23 protein-coding genes are annotated in these 24,886 nt (G+C 73.4%); 9 read left to right on the top strand and 14 right to left on the bottom strand.

The features are described from left to right. Positions 1-98 precede the first annotated feature (98 nt). Positions 99-1,253, bottom strand: coding sequence for a pyridoxal phosphate-dependent aminotransferase (locus Q1K26_RS20255; RefSeq protein WP_300015254.1), 1,155 nt, complete (start codon positions 1,251-1,253; stop codon positions 99-101). 93 nt (positions 1,254-1,346) lie between these two features. Here Q1K26_RS20255 and Q1K26_RS20250 point away from each other — a divergent pair, with 93 nt between their 5' ends. After that, complete coding sequence (locus Q1K26_RS20250) at positions 1,347-2,603, top strand: multidrug effflux MFS transporter (RefSeq protein WP_300015251.1); 1,257 nt, start codon at positions 1,347-1,349, stop codon at positions 2,601-2,603. 27 nt (positions 2,604-2,630) lie between these two features. On the opposite strand, the gene Q1K26_RS20245 is transcribed toward Q1K26_RS20250, so the two are convergent. Continuing rightward, the gene (locus Q1K26_RS20245) at positions 2,631-3,272 is read right to left on the bottom strand and encodes a hypothetical protein (protein WP_300015248.1); all 642 of its coding nucleotides are present in this window, start codon (positions 3,270-3,272) and stop codon (positions 2,631-2,633) included. A gap of 166 nt (positions 3,273-3,438) precedes the next feature. Between Q1K26_RS20245 and Q1K26_RS20240 the strand changes: the two genes are divergently transcribed. Continuing rightward, positions 3,439-5,361: a TPM domain-containing protein gene (locus Q1K26_RS20240; protein ID WP_300015245.1), complete on the top strand. Its 1,923-nt coding sequence runs from the start codon at positions 3,439-3,441 to the stop codon at positions 5,359-5,361. An 81-nt stretch (positions 5,362-5,442) separates the two neighbouring features. Here Q1K26_RS20240 and Q1K26_RS20235 read toward each other — a convergent pair whose 3' ends face one another. The 3 genes from Q1K26_RS20235 to Q1K26_RS20225 all read right to left on the bottom strand — a co-directional run bounded on the left by Q1K26_RS20235 (position 5,443) and on the right by Q1K26_RS20225 (position 8,209). Continuing rightward, positions 5,443-5,937: a bifunctional nuclease family protein gene (locus Q1K26_RS20235; RefSeq protein WP_300015242.1), complete on the bottom strand. Its 495-nt coding sequence runs from the start codon at positions 5,935-5,937 to the stop codon at positions 5,443-5,445. A 77-nt stretch (positions 5,938-6,014) separates the two neighbouring features. Beyond that, positions 6,015-6,986: an AraC family transcriptional regulator gene (locus tag Q1K26_RS20230; protein WP_300015239.1), complete on the bottom strand. Its 972-nt coding sequence runs from the start codon at positions 6,984-6,986 to the stop codon at positions 6,015-6,017. Between the two features lie 233 nt (positions 6,987-7,219). Further along, entirely contained in the window at positions 7,220-8,209 is a 990-nt protein-coding gene (locus tag Q1K26_RS20225; protein WP_300015236.1) for a Gfo/Idh/MocA family oxidoreductase, read from the bottom strand. 81 nt (positions 8,210-8,290) lie between these two features. Between Q1K26_RS20225 and Q1K26_RS20220 the strand changes: the two genes are divergently transcribed. Both Q1K26_RS20220 and Q1K26_RS20215 read left to right on the top strand, forming a co-directional pair. Beyond that, entirely contained in the window at positions 8,291-9,244 is a 954-nt protein-coding gene (locus Q1K26_RS20220; RefSeq protein ID WP_300015234.1) for an ATP-binding cassette domain-containing protein, read from the top strand. Further along, a complete protein-coding gene (locus tag Q1K26_RS20215; protein WP_300015232.1) occupies positions 9,241-10,053 on the top strand; it encodes an ABC transporter permease in 813 nt (270 codons plus the stop codon). The genes Q1K26_RS20220 and Q1K26_RS20215 overlap by 4 nt, the downstream gene beginning before the upstream one ends. Positions 10,054-10,095: 42 nt before the next feature. Here the strand turns inward: Q1K26_RS20215 and Q1K26_RS20210 are convergent, their stop codons facing one another. Both Q1K26_RS20210 and Q1K26_RS20205 read right to left on the bottom strand, forming a co-directional pair. Next, complete coding sequence (locus Q1K26_RS20210) at positions 10,096-10,869, bottom strand: IclR family transcriptional regulator (RefSeq protein WP_300015229.1); 774 nt, start codon at positions 10,867-10,869, stop codon at positions 10,096-10,098. Positions 10,870-10,980: 111 nt separating this feature from the next. Further along, positions 10,981-11,757, bottom strand: a complete 777-nt coding sequence (locus Q1K26_RS20205; protein WP_300015226.1) for an IclR family transcriptional regulator — start codon at positions 11,755-11,757, stop codon at positions 10,981-10,983. A 199-nt stretch (positions 11,758-11,956) separates the two neighbouring features. Between Q1K26_RS20205 and Q1K26_RS20200 the strand changes: the two genes are divergently transcribed. Genes Q1K26_RS20200 through Q1K26_RS20190 form a run of 3 tightly spaced genes read left to right on the top strand, consistent with a single transcriptional unit; the run spans position 11,957 to position 15,479 of the window. Next, the gene (locus tag Q1K26_RS20200; RefSeq protein WP_300015223.1) at positions 11,957-13,237 is read left to right on the top strand and encodes an aromatic acid/H+ symport family MFS transporter; all 1,281 of its coding nucleotides are present in this window, start codon (positions 11,957-11,959) and stop codon (positions 13,235-13,237) included. After that, the gene (locus Q1K26_RS20195) at positions 13,234-14,430 is read left to right on the top strand and encodes an FAD-dependent monooxygenase (RefSeq protein ID WP_300015220.1); all 1,197 of its coding nucleotides are present in this window, start codon (positions 13,234-13,236) and stop codon (positions 14,428-14,430) included. The genes Q1K26_RS20200 and Q1K26_RS20195 overlap by 4 nt, the downstream gene beginning before the upstream one ends. 47 nt (positions 14,431-14,477) lie before the next feature. Then, the gene (locus tag Q1K26_RS20190; protein WP_300015217.1) at positions 14,478-15,479 is read left to right on the top strand and encodes a VOC family protein; all 1,002 of its coding nucleotides are present in this window, start codon (positions 14,478-14,480) and stop codon (positions 15,477-15,479) included. Positions 15,480-15,536: 57 nt separating this feature from the next. Here Q1K26_RS20190 and paaE read toward each other — a convergent pair whose 3' ends face one another. The 7 genes from paaE to Q1K26_RS20155 all read right to left on the bottom strand — a co-directional run bounded on the left by paaE (position 15,537) and on the right by Q1K26_RS20155 (position 21,306). Then, positions 15,537-16,604 (bottom strand): 1,2-phenylacetyl-CoA epoxidase subunit PaaE, encoded by a 1,068-nt coding sequence (gene paaE / locus Q1K26_RS20185; RefSeq protein WP_300015214.1) that lies wholly within the window; start codon positions 16,602-16,604, stop codon positions 15,537-15,539. A gap of 111 nt (positions 16,605-16,715) precedes the next feature. Continuing rightward, positions 16,716-17,222 carry a 1,2-phenylacetyl-CoA epoxidase subunit PaaD gene (gene paaD / locus Q1K26_RS20180; RefSeq protein ID WP_300015211.1) on the bottom strand — a complete coding sequence of 169 codons (507 nt, stop codon included), beginning with the start codon at positions 17,220-17,222 and terminating at the stop codon, positions 16,716-16,718. Continuing rightward, a complete protein-coding gene (gene paaC / locus Q1K26_RS20175; RefSeq protein WP_300015208.1) occupies positions 17,216-18,172 on the bottom strand; it encodes a 1,2-phenylacetyl-CoA epoxidase subunit PaaC in 957 nt (318 codons plus the stop codon). The genes paaD and paaC overlap by 7 nt, the downstream gene beginning before the upstream one ends. Next, a complete protein-coding gene (gene paaB / locus Q1K26_RS20170; RefSeq protein ID WP_300015374.1) occupies positions 18,169-18,492 on the bottom strand; it encodes a 1,2-phenylacetyl-CoA epoxidase subunit PaaB in 324 nt (107 codons plus the stop codon). The genes paaC and paaB overlap by 4 nt, the downstream gene beginning before the upstream one ends. A 101-nt stretch (positions 18,493-18,593) precedes the next feature. Beyond that, a complete protein-coding gene (paaA, locus tag Q1K26_RS20165) occupies positions 18,594-19,532 on the bottom strand; it encodes a 1,2-phenylacetyl-CoA epoxidase subunit PaaA (protein WP_300015205.1) in 939 nt (312 codons plus the stop codon). Positions 19,533-19,915: 383 nt separating this feature from the next. Next, positions 19,916-20,506 (bottom strand): TetR/AcrR family transcriptional regulator, encoded by a 591-nt coding sequence (locus tag Q1K26_RS20160; protein WP_300015203.1) that lies wholly within the window; start codon positions 20,504-20,506, stop codon positions 19,916-19,918. Further along, positions 20,503-21,306, bottom strand: coding sequence for an enoyl-CoA hydratase-related protein (locus Q1K26_RS20155; RefSeq protein ID WP_300015200.1), 804 nt, complete (start codon positions 21,304-21,306; stop codon positions 20,503-20,505). Before Q1K26_RS20155 ends, Q1K26_RS20160 begins: the two co-directional genes overlap by 4 nt. 220 nt (positions 21,307-21,526) lie before the next feature. Here Q1K26_RS20155 and paaZ point away from each other — a divergent pair, with 220 nt between their 5' ends. Next, positions 21,527-23,566, top strand: a complete 2,040-nt coding sequence (gene paaZ / locus Q1K26_RS20150; RefSeq protein ID WP_300015198.1) for a phenylacetic acid degradation bifunctional protein PaaZ — start codon at positions 21,527-21,529, stop codon at positions 23,564-23,566. Continuing rightward, positions 23,563-24,879 carry a phenylacetate--CoA ligase PaaK gene (gene paaK / locus Q1K26_RS20145; RefSeq protein ID WP_300015195.1) on the top strand — a complete coding sequence of 439 codons (1,317 nt, stop codon included), beginning with the start codon at positions 23,563-23,565 and terminating at the stop codon, positions 24,877-24,879. The genes paaZ and paaK overlap by 4 nt, the downstream gene beginning before the upstream one ends. Positions 24,880-24,886 lie beyond the last annotated feature (7 nt).

The raw sequence follows: 24,886 nt of genomic DNA, 5'->3' as shown, positions 1-24,886 counted from the left end.
GCACAGCGTCTCGTTGCTCGCACAGGGTCCGGTTCGTCGCAGACGTTGCACTCACTGCGACGAGCGGGAAGCCCTGCGACGGCGCGCAGATCGCGCCCTCACAGCGCCGCGCGCAGACCGGTGAGGCGGTCCACCGCCTCCGCCAGCACCTCGTCGCGCTTGCAGAAGGCGAAGCGGACCAGGGTGCGACCCAGGTCGGGATCGGCGCAGAACACCGAGACGGGCACCGCGGCCACGCCGATCAGCTCGGGCAGCCGCCAGCAGAGGTCGGCCCCGTCGGTGACGCCCAGCGGCGCGGCGTCGGTGACCACGAAGTACGTGCCGGCCGACGGGAACACGGTGAACCCGGCGGCGCGCAGCCCGGAGCCGAGCAGGTCGCGCTTGCGCTGCAGGCCCGTCGCGAGGTCGGTGTAGAACGCGTCGGGCAACGCGAGCGCCGCGGCGACGGCCGGCTGGAACGGCGCGCCGCTGACGTAGGTGAGGAACTGCTTCGCCGCGCGCACCGCGGCCACCAGCTCCGCCGGTCCGTGCACCCAGCCGACCTTCCAGCCGGTCACCGAGAACGTCTTGCCGGCCGAGGAGATCGTCAGCGTCCGCTCGGCCATCCCCGGGAGCGTGGCCACGGGGACGTGCGTGCCCCCGTCGAACACCATGTGCTCGTACACCTCGTCGGTGACGACCACCGCGTCGAACTCGGCGGCCAGCTCCCCGATGTGCGCGAGCTGCTCGGCGGTGAACACGGCGCCGGTCGGGTTGTGCGGGGTGTTGACCAGCACGATCCGGGTCCGCGCCGAGAACGCGGCCCGCAGCTCGTCGGGATCGAAGCCGAACGACGGTGGGCGCAGCGGCACGGCCCTGAGCACCGCACCGGCGAGCGCGACCGTCGCGGCGTAGGAGTCGTAGTAGGGCTGGAACGTCACGACCTCGTCGCCCGGCTCGCACAGCCCGAGCACGGCCGCGGCGATCGCCTCGGTGGCGCCGGTGGTGACCAGCACGTGCTCCGGGTCGACGGACTGGCCGTGGAAGCGGCTCTGGTGCTCGGCCACCGCGGCGCGAAGGGCGGGGATCCCGGGTCCGGGCGGGTACTGGTTGACCCCGCCGGTGATGTTCGCGGCGGCGTCGGCGAGCAGCGTGGGCGGGCCGTCGGTGTCCGGGAAGCCCTGGCCGAGGTTGACCGCGCCCGTGCGCAGCGCCAGCGCCGACATCTCGGCGAAGATCGTCGACGTGAACGGTCGCATCCGGGCCACCACCATGGGACGCACCGTATCCGGGCTCGGCGACGTGCCCGGCGTCACACCCGGCCGGGATCGGGAACAACCCGCCGGAGGTCGCCCCTTGAGCGATCAGTGACGACAACCTCCGATCGGGTCGAGCCCGCCACCGCACCCGGCCGGGGCGAGCGGCTGCGGCTCATCGTCATCCTCGGCTCCCTGATCGCGCTGGGCCCGCTGACGATCGACATGTACCTGCCGGCCCTGCCGACGATCACCGCCGAGTTCCTGACGACCTCGGCCACGGTCCAGCTCACCCTCACCGGGACCCTGCTCGGGCTCGCACTGGGCCAGCTCGCCATCGGGCCGCTGTCCGACGTCATGGGCCGCAAGCGGCCGCTGCTGGCCGGCGCCGCGCTGCACGTCGTCTCCTCGGTGCTCTGCGCGCTCGCGCCGAACATCGTGGTGCTCGGCGGGCTGCGCGTGCTGCAGGGCGTCGGCGCGGCCGCGGGCGCCGTCGTCGCGATGGCGATAGTGCGTGACCTGTACACCGGTCGCGCCGCCGCCACCCTGCTCTCCCGGTTGATCCTGGTCATGGGAGCGGCGCCGATCATCGCGCCCACCCTGGGCGGGGCGTTGCTCACCGTCACCTCCTGGCGTGGGGTGTTCGTGGCGCTCGCGGTGTACGCGTTGCTGCTCATCCCGATCGCGGCGCTGGCACTGCCCGAGACGCTGCCGCCCGCGCGGCGGCGCACGGCCGGCGTCCGGGGCACGATGCGCGACTACGGCGCGCTGTTCGGCGACCGCACGTTCGTCGGGTTGGTGATCGTCGCCGGCCTGGCGATGTCGGCGCTGCTCGCCTACGTCTCCGGGTCGTCGTTCGTGTTCCAGGACCAGTACGGGCTCGACCAGCAGCAGTTCGGCCTGCTGTTCGGTGCCGGTGCGGTCTGGCTGATCGTCGCCACCCAGCTCAACCCCGTGCTGCTGCGCTGGTTCGAGCCGCGCCAGATCCTGCTGGCCGCGGTGTCGGTCGGGGCCGGGGCCGGTCTGCTGCTGGTCACGATCGCCGCCACGGCGTTCGGCGGGCTGGTCGGGGTGCTCGGCGGGATGTGGCTGGTGCTGTTCTGCACCGGGTTCGCCCTGCCCAACGCCCCCGCGGTGGCGCTGGCGCGGCACGGCGAGACCGCGGGCACCGCCGCCGCGCTGCTCGGCGCCGTGCAGTTCGGGATCGGTGCGGTCATCTCGCCCGTCGTCGGCGTGCTGGGCAACGACGCCCTCGCCATGGGTGCGGTCGTCGCGGGCGGGATGGTGCTGGCGCTGGTCGTGCTGGTCACGGTGGTGCGGCCGTGGACGCTGACCGAGCCGGCGCCCGTCGCCGTCGCCGTCGGCTGACCCGGACCGCGTCCGGTTCCGCGGCGGTCATCGACGTGGCCGGTCCGGGCCCGCCGCCCGCACCACCAGGAACGGCAGGAACGCCTGTGTGAGCGGGCCGATCGCCAGCGCGTAGAGCAGCGTGCCGACGCCGACGGTCCCGCCGAGCAGCCACCCCACCGCGAGGACCGTGATCTCGATCCCGGTGCGCACCAGCCGGATGGAGCTCCCGGTGCGCGCGGCCAGCCCCGTCATCAGCCCGTCGCGCGGGCCGGGTCCGAGCCGGGCGCCGATGTAGGCCGCGGACGCGAGACCGTTCAGCACCACACCGCCGACCATCAGCGCGATCCGCGCCACCAGGCCGTCCGGCGCCGGCAGCGCGGCGAGCCCGACGTCCACGGCCACGGCGATCACCACCACGTTCGCCACCGTCCCGATGCCCGGCCGCTGCCGCAGCGGGATCCACAGCAGCAGCACCGCCACGCCGGTGATCGCGGTGATCAGCCCGAAGCTCAGCGGCGTCTGCCGGCTCAGGCCCTCGTGCAGCACGTCCCACGGGTTGAGCCCGAGCGTCGCGCGGATCTGCATGGCCATCGAGAAGCCGTAGAGCGCGAGGCCGCCGGCCAGCTGGGTGAGTCGTCGCGCCGGGTTCTGGCTGACGGGGAGCGGGCGGAGGTCGACGACGGCCATGTCCTCATCCTCGGCCACATGGCGTGATCGGCCAGGGCCAATCCAGGGGAAGTGGATCGCCTCGGCCGAGGTCCCGGAGCCTCCGGGGCCGCGTGCCCCGTCGGGCGCCCCACGGCTGCGGGGACGGGCACGACATGATGGGACCGATCATCGGATGGAGGTCGCCGTGCGCAGGTTCGGATTGCTCGCCGTGGTGTCGGCCCTGGTGCTGCTCGGCGGGTTCGGCGTCGCGAGCGCCGAGCCGCCGTCGCGGGTCGCGGACGCGGTGACCGACTCCGCGGGTGTCCTCGCCCCCGGCGACGAGGCCCGCATCACCGAGGCGTTCGGCAGGCTGCGCGAGGCCGACCGCACCCAGCTGTTCGTCGTCTACGTCGACAGCTTCGACGGTGCGGACGGCCAGGACTGGGCCGACGACGCCGCTCGCCTCTCCCAGTTCGGTGATGACGACGTGCTGCTGGCGGTGGCGGTGGGCGACCGGGCCTACGGGGTCTCGATCGCCGAGGGTGCGGCACCGTCCGATTCGGCGATCGACAGTGCGCTGGCCGCCACCGAGGACCGGCTCGCCGTCGACGACTGGGCCGGGGCCGCGATCGCGCTGTCCGACGGGCTGGGCGGCGGGTCGGGCGGCGTGCCGGTGGCCGCGCTGGTGATCGGCGGCGTCGCGGCCGTCGGCGGGGGCGCCTACCTGGTGTCCCGGCGGCGGCGCGGGGCCGCGGCGGCCCCGGAGGCCGAGCAGCCCGCCCCACCCCGCGACGAGTTCACCGACGTCGCCACCGACGACCTCGCCTACCGGGCGAGCGCGGGCCTGATCGAGGTCGACGAGGCGGTGCGCACGTCCGAGCAGGAGCTCGCCGCCGCACGCGCGCACTTCGGCGAGGAGGCGGTGACCGCGTTCACCACGGCGGTGCAGGAGTCGCGCTCCGACATGCTGCGCGCGTTCGGCATCCGCCAGCTCCTCGACGACGACGTCCCCGAGGACGAGCCGGCCCAGCGGGCGATGTACGCCGACATCATCCGGGCCTGCCGCGCCGCCGACGAGCGCCTCGACGCCCAGGTGGCCGCGTTCGACGAGCTGCGCAACCTCGAGGCCACCGCGCCGCAGTACCTCACCGGGCTCGCCGGCCGTCGCGATGCGGTGGCCGCCCGCGAGCCGCAGGTCCAGGCCACCTGGGCCGCGCTGGGCGCCCGCTACGCCCCGAGCGCGCTCGAACCGGTCGCCGGCCACCTCGACCGGGCCCGGCAGCTGCTCGCCGTGGCCGGTACGGAGATCACCGCGGGCCGCGCCGAGCTGGACGCCGCCCGCCCCGCCGCCGCGGTGGTCTCCGGTCGCGCCGCCGAGGACGCGATCACCCAGGCCGAGACGCTGCTCGACGGTGTTGCGCGACGCGAGGCCGAGCTGGCCGACGCCGCGGCGCGGATCCCGGCGGCCCGCGCCGAGACCGAGCAGGACGTGGCCGAGGCGGGCGCGCTGCCCGACGCCGCGCTGGCGCCGATCGTGGCGCGGGCGCGGGCGGCGATCGCGGCGTCCGCGCAGGCCGAGTCGTCCGACCCGATCGCCGCGCTGCGCCTGCTCGACGACGCCGGGTCCGCGCTCGACACCGGCATCGCGCAGGCCCGGGCCGCGCAGGACCGTGCCCGGCGCGCCGCCGCGGTGCTGGAGCAGACCCTGCTCACCGCGCGCTCGTCGGTCGCCGCCGCGGCGGACTTCATCGGGACCCGCCGCGGCGCGGTCGGTGCGCAGGCGCGCACCCGCCTGGCGGAGGCGCAGCGCCACCTGCAGGCCGCGACGTCGGGCGGCGACGTGGGCACCGCGCAGGCGCAGGCGCAGCAGGCCGACGCCCGGGCGCAGGAGGCGCTGCGGCTGGCGCAGTCGGACGCCTCGGCGTGGTCGGCGCCGTCGGGCGGCCGGGGTGGCGGCCTCGGCGTGGACCTGGGCAGCCTGATCCTCGGCGGCATCATCTCCGGTGCCACCCGCGGCGGGTTCAGCGGGAGCGGCGGGTTCGGCGGGGGCGGGTTCGGCGGCGGCCGCTCGCCCGGCAGTTTCGGCGGCTCCTCCTCCCGCGGCAGGCGCGGCGGCGGCCGCTTCTGAACGATCAGGGGCGGCCGGCCGCAACCCGGGATCGTCGAGCGACCATCCCGCCGTGATCGCGGCGCCGGGGCCGGGCCGGGTTCAGGGCGCCGGGGGGGCGAAGTCCTCGGGGGAGACCTCGTCGATGAACTTCTTGAAGTCCTCCAGCTGCTTCTCCGGCGGCGCGTCGGTGCCGTGCGGGAACAGGTCCGCGATGGGCTGGCCCACCTCGTCGAGGATCTCGTCGGCGACCCCGATCGGCAGCCCCTCGCGCACCGCGATCGCGAGGACGTCGCTGGGCCGGGCCTGTACGCGGGTGCCGCCGTCGAACACCAGCTCGGCCTGGAAGATGCTGTCCACCAGCGCCACGATCTCGACGCCGTGCAGCTCGTGGCCCAGACCGCGCACGATGGGCAGCAGCATGTCCTGGGGCAGTTCGGGGTCCGACTCCCCGCGCTCGCCGAGCGCGATCATGTCCGCCTGGGCCCGGCGCAGGAACACCGGCAGGCACCGTTCGCCGTCGACCTCACCGAGCAGCAGCACCGGCTCCCGGGTCCGGACGTGCACCACCAGCCGCAGTACGCGCATCTTGAGCATCGTCGCTCCTCACGGGACGGGGCCGCCAGTGTGGCGCATGCCCGAACGTGCCGCTGACGCAATCTGCGACATCCGGCTCAGTTGCGCAGCGTCTCGCTCGGGGAACGGCCGAAGCGGGCGCGGTAGTCGGCCGCGAACCGGCCCGGATGCCCGAACCCCCAGCGGCCGGCGATCCCGCTGACCGTGGCGCCCGCACCCGGGTCGGCCGTGCGCAGTTCCGCGTGCGCGCGGTCGAGGCGCACCGAGCGCAGGTAGCCCAGGGGCGTGATGTCGAGGGTGCGCCGGAAGGCCCGCTGCAGCGCCCTCGGCCCCACGTGCGCGGCCTCGGCCACCGCCGTGAGGTCGATGTCGGAGCCCGCGTGCTCCTCGATGAACTCGACGGCCCGCCGTACGGCGTCCGGCGAGGCGTACCCGGCCGGCACGGGTGTCCCGGTCAGCGTCGAGTTCGGGAACGTCGCCAGCGCGGTGGCCACGACCAGGCGCTGCACGTGCCGCATCACCAGAGGGCTGCCGTGCACGCCCGGGCTCGTGGCGACGTCGGTGGTGACGTACTGCATCAGCCGTTTCCAGTGCACGGCCTTCGCCGCGGTGACCGGGCGGGCGAGGTCGAAACCGACGGGGACCGAGCCGCGGTCGTCCCCGAGCATCTCGGCGGCCAGCCGTTCCATCGCCGAGCGCTGGATGCGGACCTGGGCCATCTTGATGTCGTTCCACTCGACCTGCATCAGGGTGTCCGGGTCGTAGCCGAACACGTCACCGGGGCCGGCCGCCACCTCGTCGTGCGGCGAGCGGATCGTGAACCGGCCGGTGAGCAGGTGGCTGAACAGCATGATGTCGTCGAGGGGCTCCCAGGTGCCGTGCAGCGTCATGGTGTGGCGGGCCACCCCGACCTTGAGCAGTCCGCAGTCGGCCACGCTGTGGGTGAAGCGGAACGCCGTGCTCCGGCCGGACAGGGTGACCCGGTGGTCGGCGTAGGCGTCGCTGAGCCACTGGTGTGCCTCGTCGGGGTCGCCGGTCGAGATGTGCAGTCGCATCAACGAGTCCGTCACGGTGTTCCCCTCGCCGGCTGCGCGGGGGACGCTACGGGGAGGGCGGTGTCCCGCGCACTCGGCCATCCGGGCCCGCGCCGTCACGCGGTGTCCACCCAGCGACGTGTCGCTGTCCGCCGGACGAATGCGGGGCATGGCCGAGTTGTGCGCGCCCGACCGTGGGTATAGCTCTGGTTCCGGCACGGAGAGACCTCCGCAGGAGGGGGTGGACGGTCTCTCCGGCCGACCCCCCGCTACAGCTCGGCGGGGCCCTCCCGCACGGCCATCCCGAGCTGCCGCGCCACCTCGTCCATCACGTCCTGCACGATCACGGTGTCCGCGAGCGGCATCACGGTGCTCTCGGTCCGCCCGGCGGCGACGCAGTCGGTCACCTCCCGCAGCTCGTGGGCGTACCCGGCCCCGGTGGCAGGCGCCTCGACGGTCCGCGGCTCGGACCCGTTGCGGCACAGCACGATCTGCGACGGGTGGTGGAAGCGCGGTGGCACGTCGATCCATCCCTCGGTGCCGACGACGCGCGCCCGGCCGGGTGTGGCACAGCGCAGCGACGCCAGCAGCGACGCGCTGCGTCCGCCGGGCCAGCCGAGCAGCATCGCCTCCTCCACGTCCACGCCGGTCTCGCTCAGCACCCCGTGTGCGGTGACGGTCCGTGGGGTGCCCAGGACCATCTGTGCGAACGAGATCGGGTACACGCCGACGTCGAACAATGCCCCTCCCCCGACGGACGGGTCGTAGAAGCGATCCGCGGGATCGGTGGGGTGCTGGGCCCCGAGATCGGCCTGCACGGACTGCACCTCCCCGATCGCGCCGTCGGCCAGCAGCTCCCGCATCCGGACGATCGCCGGCTGGAACCGGGTCCACATCGCCTCCATCGCGAAGGTTCCGGTCTCCGCGGCGACGGCGACGATCTCGCGGGTGGCGGCAGGGGTCACGGTGAACGCCTTCTCCACGAGTACGGCCTTGCCCGCCCGCAGCGCGGCGAGCGCGATCGCCCGGTGCTGGGGGTGCGGGGTGGCGATGTAGAGGACGTCGACCCCGTCGTCGTCGACGATCGCGCGGTACGAGCCGTGCGCCCGGCCGATGCCGTGCTCCGCGGCGAACCGGCCGGCCCGCTCGGCCGAGCGGGAGGCCACGGCCACCACCTCCGCACCGGGCACGTGCGGGAAGTCCGCCACGACCTTCGCCGCGATCCGGCCCGGACCCACGATTCCCCAGCGCACCGTCATGCGCACCATCCTGGTCCGAAACCTCCACGAGATTGTCGGGGGGTTCGGGCACAGTGGGCCCCGACACGACCGGGGGGTGCCATGAAGGACGCGATCCGGGCCTCGGGCCTGGTGAAGCGCTACGGGAGCGTCACCGCGCTCGACGGCGTGGACATCGCCGTGCCCGAGGGCACGGTGCTGGGTCTGCTGGGTCCCAACGGCGCCGGCAAGACCACGGTCGTGCGCATCCTCACCACGTTGCTGGCACCCGACGCCGGGCAGGCCGAGGTGGGCGGGATCGACGTACTGCGCGATCCGGGGTCCGTGCGACGCAGGCTCGGCCTGTCCGGGCAGTACGCCGCCGTCGACGAGTACCTCACCGGCTACGAGAACCTCGACATGATCGGCCGCCTCTACCACCTGGGCCGCAGGCGGAGCCGGGAGCGGGCGCGGGAGCTGCTGGCCCAGTTCGACCTGGTCGACGCGGGCAACCGCCCGGCCCGCACCTACTCCGGCGGCATGCGGCGCCGGCTCGACCTCGCGGGCGCGCTGGTCGCGGCCCCTCCGGTGCTCTTCCTCGACGAGCCCACCACGGGCCTGGACCCCCGCAGCCGCACCGACATGTGGGCGGTGATCCAGAAGCTCGTGGCCGGGGGCACCACGCTGCTGCTGACCACGCAGTACCTGGAGGAGGCCGACGTCCTCGCCGACGACATCGTCGTGATCGACCACGGCCGGGTCATCGCGCGCGGTACCGCCGACCAGCTCAAGGCGCAGGTCGGGGGCGAGCGGCTGGAGATCACCGTCACCGACGTCGGGCGGCTCGGCGAGGTGGGTGCGCTGCTGGCCCCGCTCGGGGTGGCCGCGCCCGTGCTCGACGAGCACCGGCGCTGCGTGCTCATGCCGGTCACCGGCGGGGTCGACCTGCTCCGCGAGGCGCTCGGCCGGATCGCCGACGCCGGCGTGCCGGTCGACGACGCCGGTCTGCGCCGGCCCACGCTCGACGACGTGTTCCTCACCCTCACCGGGCAGGGCGCCACGGAGGACGGTCCATGAGCGTGCTCGATGTCGTGTCCGACTCGGCCGTGGTGGCCAAGCGCAACCTGATCAAGATCAAGCGGGTGCCCGACCTGCTGGTCTTCACCACGCTGTCGCCGATCATGTTCGTGCTGCTGTTCGCCTACGTCTTCGGCGGCGCGATCGACCCGGCCGGCGGCGGTTCGGGGTACCGCGAGTTCCTGATGGCCGGCATCTTCGCCCAGACCGTCGTGCTGGGGGCCACGATCACCGGGGCGGCGATGGCCGAGGACGTCCGCAAGGGGATCGTCGACCGGTTCCGGTCACTGCCGATGGCGCCCTCGGCGGTGCTCACCGGGCGCACGCTGTCCGACGTCCTCAACAACGTGATCGTGCTGATCGTGATGTCGCTGACCGGGCTGCTCATCGGCTGGCGCATCAACACCTCGGTCGGCGAGGCGCTGGCCGGATTCCTGCTGCTCCTGCTGTTCGCCTACGCGATCTCGTGGGTGATGGCGTGGGTCGGGCTGCTGGTGCCGAGCCCGGAGGTCGTCAACAACGCGTCGTTCATCGTCACCTTCCCGCTCACGTTCGCGGCCAACACGTTCGTGCCGCTCGACACGCTGCCCGGCCCGCTGCGCACGTTCGCCGAGTGGAACCCGGTCTCGGCGGTCACGCAGTCCGCGCGCGACCTGTTCGGCAACCCCGATCCGAACCCCGACGCGGTCCCGTCCACGGCATGGTCCCTGGCCAACCCGGAGCTCTACACGCTGATCTGGGTCGTGATCATCCTGGCGGTCTTCGTGCCGCTGGCCAACCACCAGTACCGGCGAGCGGCCAGTCGCTGAGCACTTCGGGGCGGTGCCGATCCGGCTCCGCCGCGTGCCGGGTCACGCGCTCGTGTGCTGCACGGCCCGTGCGATGCCCAGAGCCGCCGCACGCACCGCCGGTGCGAGCCGGTCGACGTCGAGCCGGTGGGCCCATCCGGTGACCGACACGGCGGCCATCGCCTGCCGGTCGGTCCCGAGCACGGGCGCCGCGACGCAGCCGATGCCGCGCGTGGACTCCTCGTGCTCGACGGCGAAGCCGCGCCCGCGCGCCGCCCGCAGCTCGCGCAGGACCAGGCCGGGGGCCACGACGGTGCGCGGGGTGCGCCGTACCAGCTCGTCGCTCAGCACCTGCTGCACCGTGGCGGGCGGGGCGTGGGCGAGCAGTGCCTTCCCGACCCCGGTGCAGTACGCCGGCATCCGCCCGCCGAGCCGGGACTGCACGACGGGGCAGTGGCGGCTCCCGAGCTTGTGCACGTAGACCACGTCGGAGCCGTCCAGCACCGCCAGGTGCACGGTGGCGCGGGTGCTCTCGAACAGGTCGGTGAGGTAGGGCTCGGCGGCCGCGCGGAGGCGGTGCTGCAGCGGGACCAGGGCACCGAGTTCGAAGAGCCGGACCCCGAGGCGGTGCCCGGTGCCGCTGCGCTCGACGAGTTCCCACTCCGCGAGCTCGCCGAGCAGCCGGTGTGCGGTGGCCTTCGGGAGACTCGTCCGGCGCACCAGCTCCGCGAGGCTGAGCTCGGTGTCACCGGGTTCGAACGCCCTGAGCAGGCGAAGCGCCCGACCGAGCTTGGAGGGCGCACCGTCGGACACCGTCGGCACCTCGACGTCGCTCATGCGGTGGTCCTCTCTCCGCTCCGAGATCACCCGCCGCGCTCCGGCGTCGACAGGGCCCTGCCGACCCTACGATTCTGCATTGTGTAACGCAATACGTAATGTAGAACGCCGTCAGGCCTGGTCGGCGCCGCCCAGCTCGATCGAGACGGCACCGGTCGTGGCGAGCAGCGCGTCCCCGATGCGGCGGACGTCGAGATCGCCGTCGAACCGGGCCGGCATGGCGACGCCCATGACGACCTCGAGACCGCCGCCCGCACCGAACACCGGCGACGAGATGACGTTGAGACCGGCGATGACGCTGCCGCGCACCGCGGCCAGGCCGGTGCGGCGGACCTCGGCGAGCAGCTCGGCGAGCCGATCGGGCGGGACCTCCGAGGTCTCCTTCCGCTGCAGCTGAGCCTGCAGGATCGGGCGGGTGAGCGGCTCGGGGAGATAGGCGAGGAACGCGCGCCCGAGCGACGAGTCGGTGATCGGCAGGATCGACCCGACCCGGACCAGGATCGGCAGCGGATGCCAGCCGTGGTCCTGGCGCACCAGGCTCGGACCGGCGTCGGTCCAGACCGCGAGGTAGACGGTGTGCCCGGTGCGGTCGCGCAGCGCGCAGGCGTGCCGCGAGGCCGTTCCCACCTCGTCGACACGGCGCAGCGCCTCGACGCCGAGGCGGCGGGCGGCCGGGCCGAGGTTGTAGAGGCCGGTGCCGACCTCCTGCGAGACCAGCCCGGTACGCAGCAGGCTCACCAGGTAGCGGTGGGCCTTGCTCGGCTGCAGGCCGCTGTCGGTGGCGATCCGCGACAGCGGCATCGGACCGCCACCGCGTTCGAGGGCCGTGAGCACCCGCATCCCGATCTCGATGGACTGGACGCCTTGCTGGGGGTGCGGGGTCGTCACCGGATCTCCGTCTCCTCGGCAGGGGTTGGGGCCCGGCCATCATGCCGCGCGATCCCGTTTCAGTGACTGGAACACGGTGCTACGTCACCGCTGTCGAGGGGTGCGACGGTGCCCGCTCAGCCCCGACGACGAGGTGGGTCCCGTGCAACCAGTAGACCTGGATACGACCATAGGCCGCAGCCGATTCGGTCGGTTCCACATGCGGATCGTCGCCCTGTGCGGGCTGGTGATCCTGTTCGACGGCTACGACCTGACGATCTACGGGGCCGCCGTCCCGAGCATGATCGCCGAGTTCGGCATCAGCCCGGCCGCCGCCGGCCTGATCGGCAGCAGTGCCCTGGTCGGGATGATGCTCGGCGCGATGGCGTTCGGTGCGCTCGCCGACCGGGTCGGCAGGCGGATGCCGATCATCGCGTGTGTCGTGTTGTACACGGTCTTCACCGGTGCGGTGTTCCTCGCGACCTCGCCGTGGGAGGTCGGGATCTACCGGTTCCTGGCCGGTCTCGGGCTGGGCGGCGTGATGCCGAACGCGGTCGCGCTGGTCACCGAGTACGCGCCCGCGCGGCTGCGCAGCACGTTGGTCAGCGTCATGTTCAGCGGCTACATGGTCGGTGGCATCGCCGCGGCGCTGATCGGGGTGGTGTTCATCCCGGCCTACGGGTGGCGCTCGCTCTACCTGGTGGGCGCCCTGCCGCTGCTCGTGGTGCCACTGCTGATCAGGTACCTGCCCGAGGCGCCGGCGTTCCTGGTCCGCCGCGGCCGCACCGACGAGCTCGGGAGGACCCTGCGTGCGCTCGACCCCGGCCTGCCCCCCGACGGCGAGCTCACGGTGCGGGGACCGGACCGGGAGACCGCCGCCGCCTCGCCGGTCGCGAGCCTGTTCCGCGACGGGAACGGCGTGAACACGGCGATGTTGTGGATCGCGTTCTTCATGGTGCTGCTGATGATCTACGGGCTGCTCACCTGGCTGCCCCAGCTCATGATCGAGGCCGGGTACCCCCTGGGGTCGAGCCTGTCGTTCCTGATGACGCTCTTCCTCGCGGGCATCGTCATCACCTGGGTCGGCGGGTACCTGTCCGACCGCTACGGCACGCGGCTGGTGCTGGTCGTCAGTTACCTCGTGGCCGCGGCCTTCGTCGGCGCACTCGGCTTCCTCGGCGACAGCAACCTGCTGTGGGTCTACGCCGCGGTCGCGCTGGGCGGCGGCGCGACCTTCGCCGCGCAGATCTTCGCCAACGCCTACGCCGCCCAGTTCTACCCCGGGCACGCCCGCTCGGCCGGGATCGGCTGGGCGCTGGGGGTCGGCCGCATCGGCGCGATCATCGGACCGCTGCTCGGCGGGGTCCTGCTCACCGCAGGCGTCCCCCTCTACGCCAACTTCCTGGCCTTCGCGATCCCCGGCGTGATCGCCGCCGGGGCCCTGCTGCTGATCCGGAACCGCACGGCGACGAGCGCCCCGGCCCCGGCGGTGCGGCCGTGAGCGCGGCGGATGTCGACATCGCCGTCGTCGGCGGCGGGATCGGCGGGTTGACCCTCGCGCTGGCGCTGCGCGAGCGCGGACGGTCGGTCGAGGTGTTCGAGCAGGCCGAGGAACTGCGCGAGGTCGGCGCGGCGGTCGCGCTCGCCGCGAACGGCTCGCGGATCCTGCAGCGGCTGGGGCTCGGCGACGAGCTGGCCGCCGCGTCCGTGGTGCCCACGGAACTGCAGTTCCGGCACTGGCGCCGCGGGGACGTGCTCGCCCGCCACCCGATCGGCGAGCGGTACGCGCGCCGCTTCGGGGCCCCGTTCTGGGGCATCCACCGGGCCTCGCTGCAACGCGCGCTCAGCGTGGCGTGGGGGGCGGAGCGGCTGCATCTCGGACGCTGCCTCGCGGAGATCTCCGACGGCCCGGCCGGGGTGCACCTCGCGTTCCGTGACGGGCGGACGGTGCGCGCCCGCGTGGTCGTCGGGGCCGACGGGGTGCGGTCGAGCGTTCGCCGGCACGTGTCCGGCGGCGAGCCGGTCTACTCGGGGACGAGCGGGTTCCGCGCGATGGTGCCGACCGCGGCGCTGTCGCTGCTGCCCGACCCCGCCGCCGTCCAGTTCTGGGTGGGACCGGGCGCGCACCTGCTGCACTACCAGGTCGGCGGGACGGTCAACTTCCTCGCGGTGCTGGACGGACCGCAGCGGTGGACGCACCCGGCCGGGCTCACCGAGGCCGAACCGGGTGAGCTGGCGGCCGCGTTCGCGGGCTGGCACCCCGCCGTGCGGCAGATGGTCGAGGCCGGACCGCAGAGCGACCGGTGGGGCCTGTTCACGCTGCCCGCGCTGCCGCGCTGGAGCCGTGGCCGTGCGGTGCTGCTGGGCGACGCCGCCCACGCGATGCTGCCCCACCACGGGCAGGGCGCGAACCAGACGATCGAGGACGCAGCCGTGCTCGCCCGCTGCCTCGCCGACGCGGGCCCGGACGGCCACGAGTCGGCGTTCGGCCGCTACGAGCGGCTGCGCCGGGCACGGGCCCGTGCGGTGCAGCGCGCGTCGTGGGACACCTCGGCCGCCCTGCACCTCCCGGACGGACCCGCCGCCGACGCCCGCGACGAGCGCCTGACGGGACTCGACACGTGGCTGGGCTGGATCCACGGCCACGACGCCGAAGCGGCATGCGGCCCCGCACTCGCCGACGCCCGTCCATGACTGACGCCGTCGAACACCGAAATCGTCCATCCCGAAGGAGAACGATCGTGACCACCCCATTGCCCCGCTTCGAGCTGGCGCACCTGGCCCACGCCGAGCTGCTCACCCCGGACCTGGAGGGCAGCCTCTGGTTCTTCACCGAGCTGCTCGGCATGCGCGAGACCGCGCGGGACAGGGACTCCGTCTACCTGCGCTGCTACGAGGACCCCTACCACCACAGCCTCAAACTGACCGCCGCCGACCAGGCCGGCCTGGGCATGCTGGGCTGGCGCACCACCTCGGCCGAGGCGCTGGAGCGCCGCGCCGCCGCGCTCGACACCGCCGGCCTGGGCCGGGGCTGGACGAAGGGTGATCTCGGCGTCGGGCGGACCTTCGCCTTCGAGACCCCCGACGGGCACGCGATGGAGCTGGTCTGGGAGGTCGAGAAGTACACCGCGCCCCCCGAGCTGCGCAGCCCGATCCTGACGCGGCGGTCCAAGCGGCCGCTGCAGGGTCTGCCCCCGCGCCGGCTGGACCACGTCAACCTCATGGCGAGCGACGTGACCGCCCACAAGGAGATGTTCGAGCAGGCCCTCGGCTTCGGCACCCGCGAGCGGGTCGTGGACTTCACCACCGACACCGAGATCGGCGTGTGGCTCAGCGTGAACATCCTGGGCCACGAGATGGCGGTCATGCTCGACCAGACCGGGACCCGCGGGCGCCTGCACCACCTGGCGTTCTGGTACGGCGTGCCGCAGCACAACACCGACGCCGCCGAGCTGTGCCGTGAGTACGGGATCCGGATCGAGGCCGGTCCCGACGTGCACGGCATCACCCAGGGCGCGTTCCTCTACGTGTTCGAACCCGGTGGCAACCGCATCGAGCTGTTCGGCAACTCCGGCATCCTGCAGTTCGAGCCCGACCACGAGACCGTCACCTGGGATCTCGCCGACTTCGACACGGGACTGGCCATCGGGGGCGCCACGCTGCCGGCCGAGACGTACTTCGTCTACGGAACCCCGGCGAACCCCGGGCAGGAGAAGCTCCTGCTGCCCGCCTCGGCCCGGTAGCCCGGCTCTCACCCGTGCCACAGCACGCGGCGTGAGCGGGACGTCGGGGTCCGGTGGTCAGGAGTCGAAGTCGACGGTCACCGCGCCGGACACCGGCAGCGTCTGGCAGGTGAGCACGAACCCGGCCGCCACCTCGTCGTCCTCCAGCGCGAAGTTGCGCCGCATGGTCACCTCACCGTCGGTGACCCGGGCTCGGCACGTGCCGCACACCCCGCCCTTGCACGCGAAGGGGAGGTCCCCGCGCACCTTCTGGGCGGCGTCGAGCACCGGGACGTCGCGCGGCAGGGTGAGGCGGGTGCTGCGGCCGTCGAGGATCACGTTCACCTCGCTGACCTCGCCGGACACCACCTCCTCGGCGCGGTGCAGCTCCGGCGGCGGCTCGTCGACGTAGAACAGCTCGCGGTGCACGCGCGGCCTCGGCACACCCAGCCCGGTCAGCACGTCCACGGCGTCCTCGGTCATCCCGAGCGGGCCGCACAACCACCAGTGGTCCACATCCGCGGTGTCGACGAGGCGGGTGAGCAGCTCGCCGAGCTTCGCGGCGTCCAGGCGGCCTCCGACGATCTCGGCCTCCATCGGCTCGCGCGAGAGCACGTGCAGCAGGTGCAGGCGGGGACCGTGGGCGTTCTTGAGGTCGGCCAGCTCCTCGGTGAACATCACGGTGTCGGTGCGGCGGTTGCCGTAGAGCAGAGTGACGTGGGTGTCGTCGTGCGCGGCCAGCAGGGACGCCGCGATCGAGAGCACCGGCGTGATCCCCGACCCGGCGGCGATGAACCCGTGGTGGGTGCCGGCCTCCAGTTCCGGGGTGAACGAGCCGGACGGGGGGCCGACCTCCACCTCGTCGCCCGCAGCCAGGCCGTCCACCAGCCACTCGGAGAACAGGCCCGTGTCGACGCGCCGCACGCCCACCCGCGGCGCGGCCCCGGCCGGTGCGCAGATGGAGTACGACCGCCGCTCCTCGCCCCCAACGGTGTGCTTGCGCAGCGTCAGGTACTGGCCGGGGCGGAACGCGTAGAGCCCGCGCAGGTCGTCGGGGACGGCGAACGTGACGGCCACGGCGTCGTCGCAGAGCCGTTCCACGGACGCGACCGGGAGGGAATGGAAGTCCGCCACTGGCTTTCCCATCGTTGGTTGGGTGACGCTCGCACACAGGTTGACGGGTCCGCACACAGGTCCGGCCCTGTGTGCGAGGCCCGGGACCTGTGTGCCGGCTCCGAGGTCAGCTCGCACGGTGCGTCAGATCGGCTTCATGTGCTCGAAGGGTTCTCGGCATGTTGGGCAGCGGCGTAGCGCTGTGCAGGGGGTGGGGCCGAAGTGCGAGAACTCCTCGGTGGCGGGCGAGCCGCAGCGCGGGCAGCGCACCGCCGTCGACGGAGCGGTGAGCGTCAGCGGGATCGGCCCGGTCGTCCTCGGTCCGGACCGCCCAGGAGGTGCGATCCCGGCCTCGCCCAGCTTGCGCCGACCCTCCACGGAGATCCAGTCGGTGCTCCACGGCGGCGAGAACACGGTGCGCACCTGCACCCGCGGCCAGCCGGCGGCGGTGAGCCCCGCCCGCAGGTCGTCGCGCATGACCTCGATCGCCGGGCAGCCGGAGTAGGTGGGGGTGATCGTCACCGTGACGGTGTCGCCGTCGACGTCCACGCCGCGCACCACGCCGAGGTCGTCGAGGGTGAGCATCGGCATCTCCGGGTCGACGACCTGCGCGACCACGGTGCGCGCGTCGATCCTGGTCGTGGTCACCACGTCGCCCCCGGGTGCTGGCGGGCCAGGCTCTGCATCTCGGCGAGCACGTGCCCGAGGTGTTCGGTGTGCACGCCCTGACGCCCGCTGCGGCCGCCGATGGTGCCGATCTGCGGCCGGTCCGGGCGGGCCAGGGTGGCCGCGGCGAACACCTCGTCGAGCACGGCGTCGACCTCGGCGCGAGTCTCGGCCGGGTCGACCGCCACGCCGGCCGCGACCAGCCGCCGCTCCTCGTCGGAGGTGCGGAAGAGCTCCTCGACGTAGGGCCACACCGCATCGAGCGCGGCCTGCATGCGGGCGTGCGACCCGGCGGTGCCGTCGCCCAGGCGCAGGGTCCAGCGCGCGGCGTAGTCGCGGTGGTAGGTCAGCTCCTTGACCCCCTTGCCGGCGACCGCCGCGAGCACCGGGTCGGCCGAGCCGAGCAGGCGGTGCAGCAACGCCAGCCGCCAGCTGGAGAAGATCAGCAGCCGGGCGATCGCGCGCGCGAAGTCGAGGCCGTCGCCCAGCTCGGCCATCGCGACATGCCGGAACTGCGCCTCGGTGCGCAGGTAGGCCAGCTCGTCCTCGTCGCGACCGGCCCCGTCACTGCCCCGACGCTCGACGTGGCCGGCGCGGGCCAGCAGCAGGCGGGCCTGCCCGAGCAGGTCCAGCGCGGTGTTGGCCAGCGCCACCTCCTCCTCCAGTTCCGGGGCGTTCGAGACCCACTCCGAGATCCGGTGGCTGCAGATCAGCGCGTCGTCGCCGAGCATCAGGCAGTAGGCGGCCAGATCCGCCGGGTCGACGCCCTCGGGCACCGGCGAGGTGATCTCGGCCCCGGACTCCTCGACGATGCCGGTGCCGAACGCCCAGCGCGGGTCGTCGTGGCCGGTCGTCTCGGACAGGGACTGGTAGGCGTTGGTGCCGTCGGTGTCCGTCACGGCCTGTTCGCCGACGTCGGTGTGGTGGGTGTTCACAGGTGCGGCACGTCCTCGGGGATCGCGTAGAACGTCGGGTGCCGGTAGACCTTGTCGCCCGCGGGATCGAAGAAGGAGTCCTTCTCGTCGGGGCTCGACGCGGCGATGTGGTCGGCCTTGACCACCCAGATGCTCACGCCCTCGTTGCGCCGCGTGTAGAGGTCGCGCGCGTTGTGCAGTGCCATCTCGTCGTCGGCGGCGTGGAGCGAGCCGACGTGCACGTGGTTGAGGCCGCGCTTGCCGCGCACGAACACCTCGTACAGCGGCCAGCCGCGCCGCTTGCGCTGACCGGTGCCGGTCTCGACGCCGCTCGTGGGCACGGCGCCGTGCCCGCCCTCGGCGGTGAACCCGGCGCCGGTGGACCGGCCGCTGTCAGCGGCGGCGGCCGCTGTCTGCGCACTACCACTGTCCGTGGGGGGATTCATGCCGCGACCTCCACCCTCGCGGCCTGCTTCTCCGCGTAGGCCTGCGCGGCCTCGCGCACCCACGCGCCGTTCTCGTGGGCGCGGCGCCGGTGCGCGACCCGCTGGGCGTTGGTCGGCCCGGAGCCGGCGATGACGGCCTTGAACTCGGCCCAGTCCGGCTCGCCGTAGTCGTGCGCCTGCCGTTCCTCGTTCCACCGCAGGTCGGGATCGGGCAGCGTGACGCCCAGCGTGGCGGCCTGCGGCACGGCCATGTCGACGAACCGCTGCCGCAGCTCGTCGTTCGTGTGCCGTTTGATCCCCCACGCCATGGACTGCGCGGAGTTGGGCGAGTCGTCGTCGGGCGGGCCGAACATCATCAGCGACGGCCACCACCAGCGGTTCGTCGACTCCTGCACCATCTCGCGCTGCGCATCGGTGCCGTTGACCATGGCCAGCAGCAGCTCGTAGCCCTGCCGCTGGTGGAACGACTCCTCCTTGCAGATCCGCACCATCGCCCGCGCGTAGGGGCCGTAGGAGCAGCGGCACAACGGCACCTGGTTGCAGATCGCCGCACCGTCGACGAGCCAGCCGATCACGCCGATGTCGGCGTAGGTGAGGGCGGGGTAGTTGAAGATCGAGGAGTACTTCTGCTTCTGGTCGATGAGCTTCTCGGTGAGCTCCTCACGGTCGACGCCCAGGGTCTCGGCCGCCGCGTAGAGGTACATGCCGTGCCCGGCCTCGTCCTGCACCTTGGCCAGCAGGATCGCCTTCCGGCGCAGCGACGGCGCCCGCAGGATCCAGTTGCCCTCCGGCTGCATGCCGATGATCTCCGAGTGCGCGTGCTGCGCGATCTGCCGGATCAGCGTCCTGCGGTACGCCTCGGGCATCCAGTCCCGCGGCTCGATGCGCTGGTCAGCGTCGATCGTGGCCTCGAACTGGGCCTGGAGCTCGCTCACGGATCCTCCTACCGAATGTTCGTTCGGCTCATGGTGCCGCACGACCGTCCCGCGCGCAAGCGGGTCGGTCGTTGCGGCACCGGGCCGGGCGGCGCACGACCGCGGTGGGCGTTGCCGGATCCCGTCCCGGGAGTGGGCGTTGCGGCAGGCGGCCCGGCTCGCGTGACATCCCGGGGACTCCGACACCCGCGCACCTTGTGGTGATCCGCGCACGTCCCGACGTGCGCACATGACTGAAGGGTGCGCGAGCGTCGGGGACACGCGAGGACCGGCGGGCCGGACGACGTCCCCGATCCGGGCGATGGCAGCGCACGATCAGGGGCCGTGCAGGCGCAGCGGTCCGGCCGCCGTGGGCCGCGACCCGCAGCGGGCGCGGAAGGTGATCACCGGGCGGGGAGGATGCCCTCGAACGCGGCGCGCGCCACGTCGTCGGCGAGGGTCGTGGTGCCCCGGCCCGGCTTGGCCCAGTCGACCACGGAGTTGACCAGGCCGGACAGCAGCCGCGCGGCGAGCGCGGGCTCGACGCCCGCGCGGATCTCGCCCGCGTCGACGGCCTCGCGCACCAGCGCGGCCACGTGCGCGTCGAACTCCCGGCGCCGCCCGAGCGCCCATCGCTCGGTCTCGGTGTTGCCCCGGACCCGCAGCAGCAGCGTGACGTAGGGCAGCTCGGCGACGAGCACCGCGATCTGCCCGCGGACGATGTGCCGCAGCCGCGCGAGCGGCGGGCCGGTGCGTGCCGCGTCGGAGTCGAGGATCGGGAACAGCCCGTCGAGCGCCCGTTCCAGCGCGGCCCGCAGCAGTGCCTCCTTGCCGGCGAAGTGGTGGTAGAACGACGACTTCGTGATCCCGGCCGCGCGCGAGAGGTCCTCCATCGACGTCGCGTCGTAGCCGCGGGTGATGAACTCGCCGACCGCCACCTCCAGCAGCGAACCCGGGCCGTGGCTCGGGCGCCGCACGCGGGCACCGCTGGTCATCGGCCCCGGAACTCCGGCCGGCGCTTGTGCAGGAAGTCGTCGACGGCGGCGCGGTGGTCCTCGGTGGCGGCCAGCCGGGCCTGCGCGGCGGCCTCCTCCGCCAGCACCGTGGGTAGATCGGACACCGCCCCGCGGCGCACCGCCCGCTTGACCTCCGCGTACGCCAGCGTCGGCCCGGCGGCCAGGCGTCGTGCGAGCTCCAGCGCGGCCGGCACGACCTCCTCGCCCGGGACCACGGCTCGCACGAGGCCCCAGCTCGCGGCGTCCTCGGCGGTGAAGGTCTCGTTGAGCATCAGCAGTTCGGTGGCCCGCGAGACGCCGACGGCGTGCGCGAGGCCGGCCGAGAGGCCGGAGTCGGCGGTGAGCCCGATGCCGACGAAGGCGGTCGAGAACTTCAGTCCGGCGGCGGCGACGCGCAGGTCGCACGCGAGCGCGAAGCCCAGCCCGGCGCCGACGCACGGCCCGTTGACGGCGGCCACCACCGGGAACGGCAGCGCGGAGAGCCCGAGCACGATCGGGTTGTAGTGCTCGGTGACGGTGTCGAACGCCGAGTCCGGGTCGGCCTCCAGGGCCGCGGCGTGCTCGCCGAGGTCCTGGCCGACGCAGAACGCCTTGCCCGACCCGGTGACCACCAGCGCCCGCACGTCGGTGGTCTTCGCGAGTTCCTGCACCGCCGCGAGCAGCGCCGTCTTCAGCTCGACGGTGAGCGCGTTGTAGCGCACGGGCCGGTTGAGCGTCAGGAGGGCGACGGCCGGGTCGACGTCGTCGCGGGTGAGCAGCACGGCGGGGTCATCGGTCACGGGGGCAGCGTAGCGCCGACCGAACGATCGGTCGCCCACCCGCCGCGGCAACCTGGCTGCAGTGGGGTGGCTTCACTGCCACCTGGCTGCAGTGGGGTGGCTTCACTGCAACCCGGGCGGAGGTGGGGGGCGGAGCGCGGGACCTTGGCCGCCGCGGCGGGGGGTGCTAGCGTCTCGCCCGAACGAACGGTCGGTAGAGTGAGTCAACGGAGGCCCGCCGGTGGCACCTGTCCTGCGCAGCTACGTCCGGGGCGGCTGGCACGCCCCGACCGACGAGGGGCGGCCGCTGCACGACGCCGTCACCGGGGAGGAGATCGCCCGGGTCTCCTCGGCCGGCGTCGACTTCGCCGCGGTGCTCGACCACGGCCGAACCGTCGGTGGCCCGGCGCTGCGCGCGCTCACCTTCCACCAGCGCGCCGCCCTGCTCAAGGCGCTGGGGCAGCACCTGCGTGAGCACCGCGAGGAGCTCTACGAGCTGTCGGCCCGGACCGGCGCCACGCTCGGCGACTCGAAGTTCGACGTCGACGGCGGCATCGGCGTGCTGCTGGCCTACGCGTCGAAGGGCCGGCGCGAGCTGCCGGGCGGCACGCTCTACGTCGAGGGTGACGTCGAGCCGCTGAGCCGGGGCGGCACGTTCGTCGCACAGCACGTCGCCACGCCACTGCACGGGGTCGCGGTCCAGGTCAACGCGTTCAACTTCCCGGTGTGGGGGCCGCTGGAGAAGTTCGCGCCCGCGTTCCTCGCCGGGGTGCCCAGCGTGGTCAAGCCCGCGAGCCCCACCGCGTTCCTCACCGCGAGGCTGGCCGAGCTGGTCGTCGACTCGGGCCTGCTGCCCGAGGGCACGTTCCAGTTCGTGGCGGGCTCGGTCGGTGACATGTTCGACCACCTCACCGGCCAGGATCTCGTGTCGTTCACCGGCTCCGCGGCCACGGCCGCCACGCTGCGGGCGCACCCGGCGATCGTCCGCAACAGCGTCCGCTTCTCCGCCGAGGCCGACTCGCTCAACCTGTCGGTCCTCGGCCCCGACGCCGGGCCCGGCACGCCCGAGTTCGATCTGTACGTGTCGCAGCTCGTCGCCGAGATGACCACGAAGGCCGGCCAGAAGTGCACCGCGATCCGGCGCGCGTTCGTGCCGGCCCAGCACGTCGACGCGGTGGCCGAGGCGGTGTCGGCGCGGCTCGCGGGGACGACGGTCGGGAACCCGGCCGCCGACGGCGTCCGGATGGGTGCCCTCGCGAGCCTGGAGCAGCGCGAGGAGGTCCGCCGCAGCATCAAGGCCCTCGCCGACGCCGGGCGCATCGTGTTCGGCGATCCCGAGCAGGTCGACGTCACGGGCGCCGACGCCGAGCGCGGCGCGTTCCTCTCGCCGGTCCTGCTGGTCGGTGACCCCGAACGCGCGGAGCCGCACGAGGTGGAGGCGTTCGGCCCGGTCGCCACGCTCCTGCCGTACGAGAACACCGCCCAGCTCCTCGACTACGCCGCGCGCGGGCATGGCAGCCTCGCCGGCTCGGTCGTCACCGGGGACGCGGCGTTCGCCCGCGATGTGGTGCTCGGTGTCGCGCCGTGGCACGGCCGCCTGCTGGTGCTGACGCAGTCCAACGCGAAGGAGTCGACGGGCCACGGCTCGCCGATGCCCCAGCTCGTGCACGGCGGGCCGGGTCGGGCGGGTGGCGGGGAGGAGATGGGCGGCATCCGCGCCGTGCTGCACCACATGCAGCGCACCGCCGTGCAGGCCGACCCGGACACCCTCACCGCGATCACGGGCCGTTGGGTCACCGGGGCGGCGCGCACCGCTACCGACGTCCACCCCTTCCGCAAGCACCTCGAGGAGCTGCGGCCGGGCGACACGATCGTCGGCGGTCCGCGCGTCGTCTCGCAGGAGGACGTGGAGCACTTCGCCGAGTTCACCGGCGACACCTTCTACGCGCACATGGACGCCGAGGCGGCCGCGGCGAACCCGCTGTTCGGCGAGCGCGTGGCGCACGGCTACCTGGTCGTCTCGCTGGCGGCGGGGCTGTTCGTCGACCCCGACCCGGGTCCCGTGCTCGCGAACTTCGGCGTCGACCGCCTGCGCTTCCTCGCACCGGTGAAGTTCGGCGACGCGCTCACCGTGACCCTGACCTGCAAGCAGCTCACCCCGCGCGACTCCGCCGCCTACGGCGAGGTGCGCTGGGACGCCGACATCACCCGCCAGGACGGCGAGTCGGTGGCACGCTACGACGTGCTGACGCTGGTGGCGAAGAAGGAGGTGGCGCGATGACCGTGCGCCTGGGCGAGGCCCCGCCGCGGGACATGCTGGACGCGGCCGAGCGCATGTCGGTCGACGAGGTGCGCGCGCTGCAGCTCGAGCGGCTGCAGTGGAGCCTGCGCCGCGCCTACGACAACGTGGCCCACTACCGGAAGTCCTTCGACGCCCACGGCGTGCACCCCGACGACTGCCGCGAGCTCGCCGACATCGCCAGGTTCCCGATGACGACGAAGGCGGACCTGCGCGACAACTACCCGTTCGGCATGTTCGCCGTCCCGCAGGACCAGGTCGCGCGCGTCCACGCGTCGTCGGGCACCACCGGCCGGCCCACCGTCGTCGGCTACACGGCGACCGACATCGACAACTGGGCGGGCCTGATGGCCCGCTCGATCCGCGCGGCGGGCGGGCGGCCCGGGCACAAGGTGCACAACGCCTACGGGTACGGCCTGTTCACCGGCGGGCTCGGCGCGCACTACGGCATCGAGAAGCTGGGGGCCACGGCCATCCCGATCTCCGGAGGCATGACCCCCCGGCAGGTGCAGCTGATCGTCGACTTCTCCCCCGACGTCATCATGGTGACGCCGAGCTACCTGCTCACCGTCATCGACGAGTTCGAGCGCCAGGGCCTCGACCCGCGGGCGTCGTCGCTGAAGGTCGGGATCTTCGGCGCGGAGCCGTGGACCGAGCAGATGCGCCTGGAGATCGAGGACCGGATGGACATCCACGCCGTCGACATCTACGGGCTGTCCGAGGTGATGGGCCCCGGGGTGTCGCAGGAGTGCGTGGAGACCAAGGACGGCCTGCACATCTGGGAGGACCACTTCCTGCCCGAGATCGTCGACCCGCTGGACGGGGACGTCCTGGCCGACGGCGAGGAGGGCGAGCTGCTGTTCACCTCGCTGACGAAGGAGGCGCTGCCGATCATCCGGTACCGCACCCGCGACCTCACCCGACTGCTGCCGGGTACCGCACGGCCGGGCATGCGCCGCATGCAGAAGATCACCGGCCGGAGCGACGACATGATCATCCTGCGTGGGGTGAACGTCTTCCCGACCCAGATCGAGGAGATCGTCCTGCGGACGGCGGGGCTGGCGCCGCACTTCCAGCTCGTGCTCACGACCGCCGGCCGGATGGACGCGCTCGGTGTGCGCGTCGAGGCCCGCCCGGAGACCCCGTTCGAGCGACGCGAGGCCGCGGCGCTCGAACTCGTCACCGCGGTCAAGGACCGGGTCGGGGTGAGCGTGACCTGCGAGATCGTCGATCCTGACACCCTGGAGCGGTCGGTCGGCAAGCTCCAGCGGCTGGTGGACCGCCGGAGTCTGTGATGCCCGT

Origin of the sequence: Pseudonocardia sp. (assembly GCF_029263155.1) — a bacterium.
GTDB lineage: Bacteria > Actinomycetota > Actinomycetes > Mycobacteriales > Pseudonocardiaceae > Pseudonocardia.
The sequence above is the reverse complement of the archived record's forward strand: the minus strand, read 5'-3'. Positions and strand labels throughout refer to the sequence as shown.